Source organism: Gammaproteobacteria bacterium (genome assembly GCA_003696665.1).
In the GTDB taxonomy this organism is placed as follows: Bacteria; Pseudomonadota; Gammaproteobacteria; order Enterobacterales.
In genome coordinates this window covers 1-7,280 of record RFGJ01000339.1, presented here as the reverse complement: position 1 = coordinate 7,280, position 7,280 = coordinate 1, and the positions used below count along the sequence as shown (strand labels likewise).

The 7,280-nt window shown below is 51.0% G+C and carries 7 protein-coding genes; 6 read left to right on the top strand and 1 reads right to left on the bottom strand.

Features of this window, described 5'->3' with window-relative positions:
* The 6 genes from D6694_08895 to D6694_08870 all read left to right on the top strand — a co-directional run.
* Nucleotides 1-201 (top strand): hypothetical protein (locus D6694_08895; protein ID RMH41490.1); only part of this gene is annotated, 201 nt, incomplete at its 5' end.
* Nucleotides 202-240: 39 nt separating this feature from the next.
* A complete protein-coding gene (locus tag D6694_08890; protein RMH41489.1) occupies nucleotides 241-2,121 on the top strand; it encodes an ATP-binding cassette domain-containing protein in 1,881 nt (626 codons plus the stop codon).
* An 83-nt stretch (nucleotides 2,122-2,204) separates the two neighbouring features.
* Nucleotides 2,205-3,017, top strand: a complete 813-nt coding sequence (locus D6694_08885; GenBank protein RMH41488.1) for a phenylalanine 4-monooxygenase — start codon at nucleotides 2,205-2,207, stop codon at nucleotides 3,015-3,017.
* A 94-nt stretch (nucleotides 3,018-3,111) separates the two neighbouring features.
* Nucleotides 3,112-4,098, top strand: a complete 987-nt coding sequence (locus D6694_08880) for an FAA hydrolase family protein (GenBank protein RMH41487.1) — start codon at nucleotides 3,112-3,114, stop codon at nucleotides 4,096-4,098.
* A gap of 18 nt (nucleotides 4,099-4,116) precedes the next feature.
* Nucleotides 4,117-4,770, top strand: coding sequence for a maleylacetoacetate isomerase (maiA, locus tag D6694_08875; GenBank protein RMH41491.1), 654 nt, complete (start codon nucleotides 4,117-4,119; stop codon nucleotides 4,768-4,770).
* A 15-nt stretch (nucleotides 4,771-4,785) separates the two neighbouring features.
* Nucleotides 4,786-6,021: a DUF3466 family protein gene (locus D6694_08870; GenBank protein RMH41486.1), complete on the top strand. Its 1,236-nt coding sequence runs from the start codon at nucleotides 4,786-4,788 to the stop codon at nucleotides 6,019-6,021.
* Here D6694_08870 and D6694_08865 read toward each other — a convergent pair.
* Nucleotides 6,015-7,280: hypothetical protein (locus D6694_08865; protein RMH41485.1), on the bottom strand; the 1,266-nt coding region annotated here is incomplete at its 5' end. The genes D6694_08870 and D6694_08865 overlap by 7 nt on opposite strands.

Sequence of the window (7,280 nt, the reverse complement as noted above, 5' to 3'; positions counted from 1 at the left end):
GTGAAACGGATGCTGCATATGGCGATTCAAGCCTGTAAACGCGCTGGCAAATATGTTGGCATCTGCGGACAAGGACCATCTGATCATCCTGATCTGGCGCTATGGCTGATGGAAGAAGGCATCGATTCAGTTTCATTGAATCCAGACAGTGTGCTGGAGACGTGGTTGTTTTTGGCCGAACAAGCCGGTTCAAAACACTGAGTATTATGGGCCCGCGTGAGACGGGCCCATTTCCCGACCATGCTCATTGATATTCGTGACGTCAGTCTTGAAATTGGCCCCCGTGTCCTTCTGCATGAGGTGAACGGCACTTTGCATGCGGGTGATAAATGGGCGCTGCTTGGCCGCAATGGGGCTGGAAAATCCACTTTCTTGAAATTGCTGGCTGGGATTCAGGAGCCAGATTCTGGTGAGATCCTGAAAAAACAAGGGTTGCAGATAGCCTATGTCCCCCAGGGCCTGCCTGAAGGACTCACGGATACCGTTTTTTCTTATGTAGCGTCTGGTTTACGGGATGATGGCGATATCGTGGCGTCCTATCGGCGCGCCATTTTGCAGGGGGATGAAAGGCTGGACCATTGGCATGACCAAATGGAAGCGCGCTCACTGTGGACGTTAGAAACAAAGATTCAGCGCGCCCTTTCAGAAGCGGGACTTGACCCGAATCGACGGCTGGATGAACTCTCTGGCGGATGGAAGCGACGCGCAATGATTGCGCGTGCCATTGTCCAGCAGCCGGATGTCTTGTTGCTCGACGAGCCGACGAATCATCTTGATATTGGGGGCATTGAATGGCTTGAACGTCTTTTAGCGGATTGGCAGGGGGCTTTTGTCCTTGTCACCCATGACCGGGCCTTCATGGATCGGGTAGCATCGCAAATTGTCTTACTCGATAGAGCCAAGTTCTACTTTTTTCCGGGGAATTTTTCTGAGTTTGAGGCGCGTTGGCAAGCCGCCCAAGAAGCCGAAGCGCGCGCAGAGGCTCTGTTTGACAAGAAGTTGGCCGAAGAAGAGCAGTGGCTTAGGCAAGGAATTAAGGCGCGCAGAACACGCAATCAGGGAAGGGTACGGGCGCTCAAAGCGCTGCGGGAAGCGCGAGCGAAGCGATTACAGCGGCAAGGCCAAATGAAAAACGTTGTGGCGGATTTCGCGCCTGGTAGTCGACGAGTCATAGAAGCGCGAAATCTTGGGCTTAAAGTTGGCGACCACTGGTTGTTTCGGCATTTTGATTTGTCTTTGATGCGCGGCGACAAAATCGCCCTGGTGGGGCCAAATGGCATCGGTAAGACATCAATGCTACGAGTGCTCTTGGGGGAATTGCAACCGCATGAAGGTGTGATTCGTCGTGCAGACAATCTTGCGGTGGCGTATTTTGATCAAACTCGGCAAGCGCTCGATCCACAATTGACGGTGGCGGACAATGTGGCGCAAGGGCGCACGGAAATAACAATTGGTGATAAGCGCCGACATATTATCAGTTATCTTCAGGACTTTTTATTCACGCCTGAACAGGCAAGGGGATCGATTGAACGTTTGTCGGGTGGTGAAAAGAACAGATTATTGCTTGCCAAGCTTTTGGCACAACCGGCCAATCTATTGGTGCTCGATGAACCGACCAATGACCTAGATGTCGAAAGTCTCGAAATTCTTGAGACCCTTCTGGTAGATTATCCTGGTGCCGTGCTTTTGGTGAGTCATGACCGCACATTCATTGACAATACGGCGACCGCCTGCTTGTGGTTTGAAGGCTATGGTAAAGTCACAGAAGTGGTTGGTGGATATCAGGATTTGCGCCGATATCAAACAACTGTCGAGTCGGAAGACCTTGCAGCCCAAAGTAGGGCCAACGCATCGCAAGTGAAAAAACAACGGCCCCCAAGAAAATCACCACGAAATCGTTTGAGTTACCATGAAAAACGTCGTTTGGAGAGCTTGCCAGAATTGATAGAAGCCACAGAACAAGCGCTTCATCAGCTACAAGAAGAAATCAATGAACCGGATTTTTTTGCTCAGCCTGCCGATATCACACGTGGCAAACTGGCTGAACTGACGCAACTCGAAGAAAAGCTAGAGGCGTTGCTTTCGGAGTGGGAAGCCTTGGAAGAAAAGTCAGGGCAATAACGCTGCTGGTCAGTCCAGTTGCACTTGTTTTGGCGCTATATTGTCGCGATAATCAAACAAACCGAATGTGATGGGGAGGGGCCATGCCAACCAAGTATGTGGCAAAACCGATGGACGATAAAGGTCGTATCGCATGGACCGAAGAAGAAAACCAAATTTGGCATGATCTGATCACAAGGCAACGAAGCGTCATCAAAGACCGAGCCTGTCAGGATTACTTAGATGGTCTAGAGCAGTTGAACCTGCCAAACGACCGTGTACCACAGCTCGAAGAAGTCTCCAGTGTGCTGCGTAAGGCAACGGGCTGGGAAGTGGCGTGGGTGCCAGCCTTGATTTCATTCGGAAAATTCTTTGAATTGTTGGCCAATAAAAAATTCCCATGCGCGACTTTTATTCGCTCCCGAGAAGAGTTTGACTATCTGCAAGAACCTGACATTTTTCATGAAATTTTTGGTCATACACCACTTTTGACCAATCCGTACTTTGCTGAATTCACCCATACATACGGAAGACTTGGCCTTGAAGCCTCAAAGGAAGATCGTGTTTTTCTGGCGAGAATGTATTGGTTCACCGTTGAGTTCGGTTTGATCCAACGTCCGGAAGGGCTACGCATCTATGGCGGCGGCATATTGTCGTCTCCGGGCGAGACGATTTATGCACTTGACTCAGATAAGCCTGAGCGACAACCATTTGATTTGATGAATGTGCTAAGGACGCCTTATCGCATTGATATTATGCAACCGATATATTTTGTGATTGAGGACATGCAGCAGCTTTTCGAGATCGCACAAATGGACATCATGAGTTATGTGCAAAAAGCGAAAGCGCTGGGACTGTTCCCACCGAAATTCCCACCTAAACCAGAGGGAACGGGCAAGAAAGCGGCATCTGCCTGATAAATTTAGTGATTAGAACTTAGAAATTGGCTTGCGAGCCCAGCCTGTCTGTGGACAATAACGGCTGGGCTTTGAATTCTATGAGGTAGATAAAATGAAATTCGCAACATTAAGAGATGGAACACGTGATGGTCAGCTATTGATTGTGTCGCGGGACTTGCAAACAGCCGTGAAGGCAGTGGAGGTGGCGCCAACGCTGCAGAAGTTGCTGGATAACTGGAAAACACTCGCGCCGAAGGCGGAAGCGGTCTATCAGGCATTGAATGCAGGAGAAAGGGAAGATGCATTCCCCTTCAAACAAGAACAGTGCGAGTCGCCCTTGCCTCGTGCCTATCAATGGGCAGATGGCAGCGCCTATGTCAATCATGTCGAGCTGGTAAGAAAGGCACGCGGTGCTAAGATGCCAGAGAGTTTCTGGACAGACCCGTTGATGTATCAAGGCGGCAGTGATGCCTTCCTAGGGCCTTACGATCCCATCAAGATGGCGTCTGAGGACTGGGGTATTGATATGGAAGCCGAGGTGGCTGTTGTAGTGGGCGATGTGCCCATGGGCGCCACGCCTGAAGAAGCTGGACAGTACATTCGCTTGTTTATGATTGTCAACGATGTCTCATTACGAAACTTGATTCCTGGTGAGTTGGCAAAAGGATTTGGCTTTTTCCAGAGTAAACCATCCTCTGCCTTTGGTCCGGTTGCCGTGACCCCGGATGAGCTGGGTGAGGCGTGGGACGGCAAAAAATTGCACTTACCGCTGGTGACACATTTGAATGACAAACTGCTCGGACGGCCTAATTGTGGGGTCGATATGACATTTGATTTCCCGACATTGATTGCGCATGCGGCGAAGACCCGTCCGCTTGGTGCTGGCGCAATTATTGGTTCGGGGACAATTTCAAACCGAGATCGGTCGACAGGGTCAAGTTGCTTGGCAGAAGTGAGGATGTTGGAAATCCTTGAATATGGTGAACCCAAAACACCGTTTATGCGTTATGGCGACCGTGTGCGGATTGAGATGTTCGACCAAGAGGGGCACACGATTTTCGGCGCCATTGATCAGGTGGTCGAACCCTATCAGCGCTAAAGGAAAACCATGTCAGAGCTGACTTTATATAGTTACTGGCGGTCTTCGGCCGCCTATCGTGTCCGTATTGCGTTGAATCTCAAGAATGTGCCTTACCAAACCATACCAATCCATCTGGTGAAAGACGGTGGGCAACAGCATCAGCCGGATTACCGTGCCGTCAATCCGCAGGGATTGGTGCCGAGTTTGCGGTTAGCAGACGGTACGGTACTCACGCAATCGGTGGCGATTATCGAATATTTGGAAGCTGCGTATCCGGAGCCTTCCTTACTCCCAAGCGACCCGGTTGAAGCTGCCAAGGTGCGCGCGATGGGGCTATTGGTCGCCTGTGATGTGCATCCACTCAATAATCTGCGGGTTCTGCAATACCTAAAAGAATCGCTCAAGGTTGTGCCGGATGAGGTGAGCAAGTGGTATCATCACTGGATTTGTGAAGGTTTTACAGCCCTTGAGAAACTTTTAGCAAAGACCAGTGGTCAATGTTGCTGGGGCGATGTGCCGAGCTTTGCAGATGTCTGCCTGGTGCCTCAGGTCTACAACGCTAGACGTTTCAATGTCGATATGTCTGCGTTTCCCAATATTGTCCGGGTGGATGGCTATTTGCAGACCCTCGAAGCGTTTGCAGCGGCCGCACCCGAGAACCAAATTGACGCTGTTTTAGCGAAAGAATAAAACGTGCCACATTGGATGAATATGAAAATGACCAGATTTTTGAACGTTGTGCTATCAAGTTGTCTTGCCGTCTCTGCGTTCGGGGCGCCTTATGATCTTGTGGATTTGGGCGAACTGGGCGCGCCTTCGTATGGTTTTGATATTAATAACCAGGGCGAGGCAGTTGGGTATTACATCACGACCAACAATGTGACACGAGGGTGGTTCTTTAATGGCAGCCTGATGGACATTGGTACTTTGGATGTCGATAACTCATCTCTGTCAACGCGACTACTCGAAATTAACAATGCGGGTATGGCTGTGGGTTACGGCAGCAAAGTGATTGACATTGATGGTGTGAGCACATTGGTCAATGTGCCCATCATTTACCAAAATGGCGTGTTGACGGAGGTGGCCCCACCGGCGGGTCACAATGACGCGTTTTTGCTTGGCCTGAATCACAATGATTTGTATGCAGGCTATGTGCGTGAAAGCACTGAAATCAATGGTCAAGCCGTAAGCCTAAGTCGTGCGGCGGTTCTGGATCGCCGAAATGGGAACGACCTCTACACTGTGGTTGGGACGTTGCGGGCGGATGGGACAGGCTCGAGTACGTTCCGGGCCATATCAGACAACAATATTGCGGTAGGCTGGTCGTCAAATGATAGTGACAACGGAACGCATGCCGTTTATTACGATGTGGATAACCAACAGTTGGTCGACATTGGGACGTTGGGTGGCCTTCAAGGGGCGGCAACAGCCATTAATAGTGCTGGCCTGATTGTTGGAGACAGCACTGTAGAAAATGAAACCTATCGTTCACCATTCAAATATCAAATTGGTGTAGATGATGCATTGGTGGCATTGCCTGTTTTGAACGAGGCGATTCCAAATGGTCGAGCGTTCGGCGTCAATGAAAATGGCGAAATTGTCGGTTGGACAACCTTTGAACGCGTTGAGGGCAGTGAGCGAGGCCATGCTGTCCTTTGGAAAAATGGCGAAGTGATTGATCTCAACAACCAAATTGATTGCCAACTTGGCTGGACCTTGTTGGAAGCGCGCGGTATTAACGATCAAGGACAAATCGTCGGCACCGGGTTAAAAGATGGGCAACTCAGGGCCTTTTTGTTAACGCCAAATCCAAATGGCGGCGCTGGAGAGGTGTGCCAAGCGCCGGGCGAATCGCCACGGCATTACACCATCGATGGTGGTAGCGTGACTTGGTTCATGCTGGTGGTACTTGGGCTGGTTTTTCGGCGACGCACTCAGTGACGTTGTGCGCGGAGTTCGATCATTTCGGCTTCAAGTGCAGCTAAGCGGCCGCGGACGCGCGTGAAGAAATAAGGATCGTCTGAGCGGCCGCGCAGCGCTTTTCGGTAGTGTAGTTGGGCCCCTTTTAAATCACCGATGGCGTGGAGATAAAGGGCAGTCGTCTCATGGGATTCGGCTTCCTGGCCAGCTTCGTGCTGGGCACGTGCGAGCAACTCGAGCGTTAAGACATCGTCCGGTTGTCGGTAGGCTAAGGCAAGCAACTGTTTCATGGCCTCTTTTGCCTGTCCTGCTTTGAGCAAGGCGCGACTATAGGCAATCATCAGCGGATAATTCATCGGGCTGATTGACAGAGCCTTTTGAGCCACTGTAATGGCATCGTCAAGGTGACCGCCCTCCGTCAATACATCAATGTATAGTACGGTGTTTTCGAGTACGTTAGGGTCGGTCCGATAAAGTGCTTTGGCGATGTTCATCGCCTCTGCAGCACGCCCTTGTCGTGTCAACCATACACCGTAGCCATGGCGAACCGCGCGTTGTTTCATTTTGTCGTCAACCTTCACGGCTCTGCGGTAATCTTCGTCAGTGAGGCTTCCATCCGGTGACACTAGGGCACGCAGACGCTCCTGTATGAGCCAAAATCGGTACTGACTGTGCTGTCTGAATGGGGCGATGTCTTCTAGGCGAAGCTTGGCATCCGCCGCACGCCGTTCCGGCAAGGGGTGGGTCAGCAAAAATTCCAATGGTCGTGGCGAGTGGCGGTATTTCGCCGCTAATTTTTCGAAAAAACTGGCCATGCCGCGGGGATCAAACCCAGCCTCGGCCAACGTCCGGAAACCAATTCGATCGGCCTCCGCTTCGTTGGCGCGCGAATAATTCAATAGCAATTGTTGTTGTCCTGCCAATGACGCTGCCAACCCGCCAGCTGCGGCTTGGGGATTGCTCGCGCCAGCGATGAGTGAGCCAATCACCGCAAGTAAGGTGGGTAATTGCAACTGTTGTGCTTTTTCGTATCGACGTGCGATGTGACGTTGGGTCACATGGGCAATTTCATGCGCCAAAACACCGGCCACTTCATCCTCGATCTCCGCCTTAAGCATAAGCCCGGCGTAGATCGCAATATAGCCGCCTGGGAGCGCAAAAGCATTGATAACATCTGGTTTCAAAACAGTAAAATCGAACCGCCGTCCGGCAGCATCCTGATTGGCAGCGACGAGTTTGAATCCGATGCTGCGAATGTATTCGTTGATAAGCGGATCGTC

Coding starts and splice junctions, on each gene's coding strand:
- D6694_08890 (RMH41489.1), top strand. CDS start 241: ATGCTCATTGATATTCGTGACGTCAGTCTTGAAATTGGCCCCCGTGTC.
- D6694_08885 (RMH41488.1), top strand. CDS start 2,205: ATGCCAACCAAGTATGTGGCAAAACCGATGGACGATAAAGGTCGTATC.
- D6694_08880 (RMH41487.1), top strand. CDS start 3,112: ATGAAATTCGCAACATTAAGAGATGGAACACGTGATGGTCAGCTATTG.
- D6694_08870 (RMH41486.1), top strand. CDS start 4,786: ATGAATATGAAAATGACCAGATTTTTGAACGTTGTGCTATCAAGTTGT.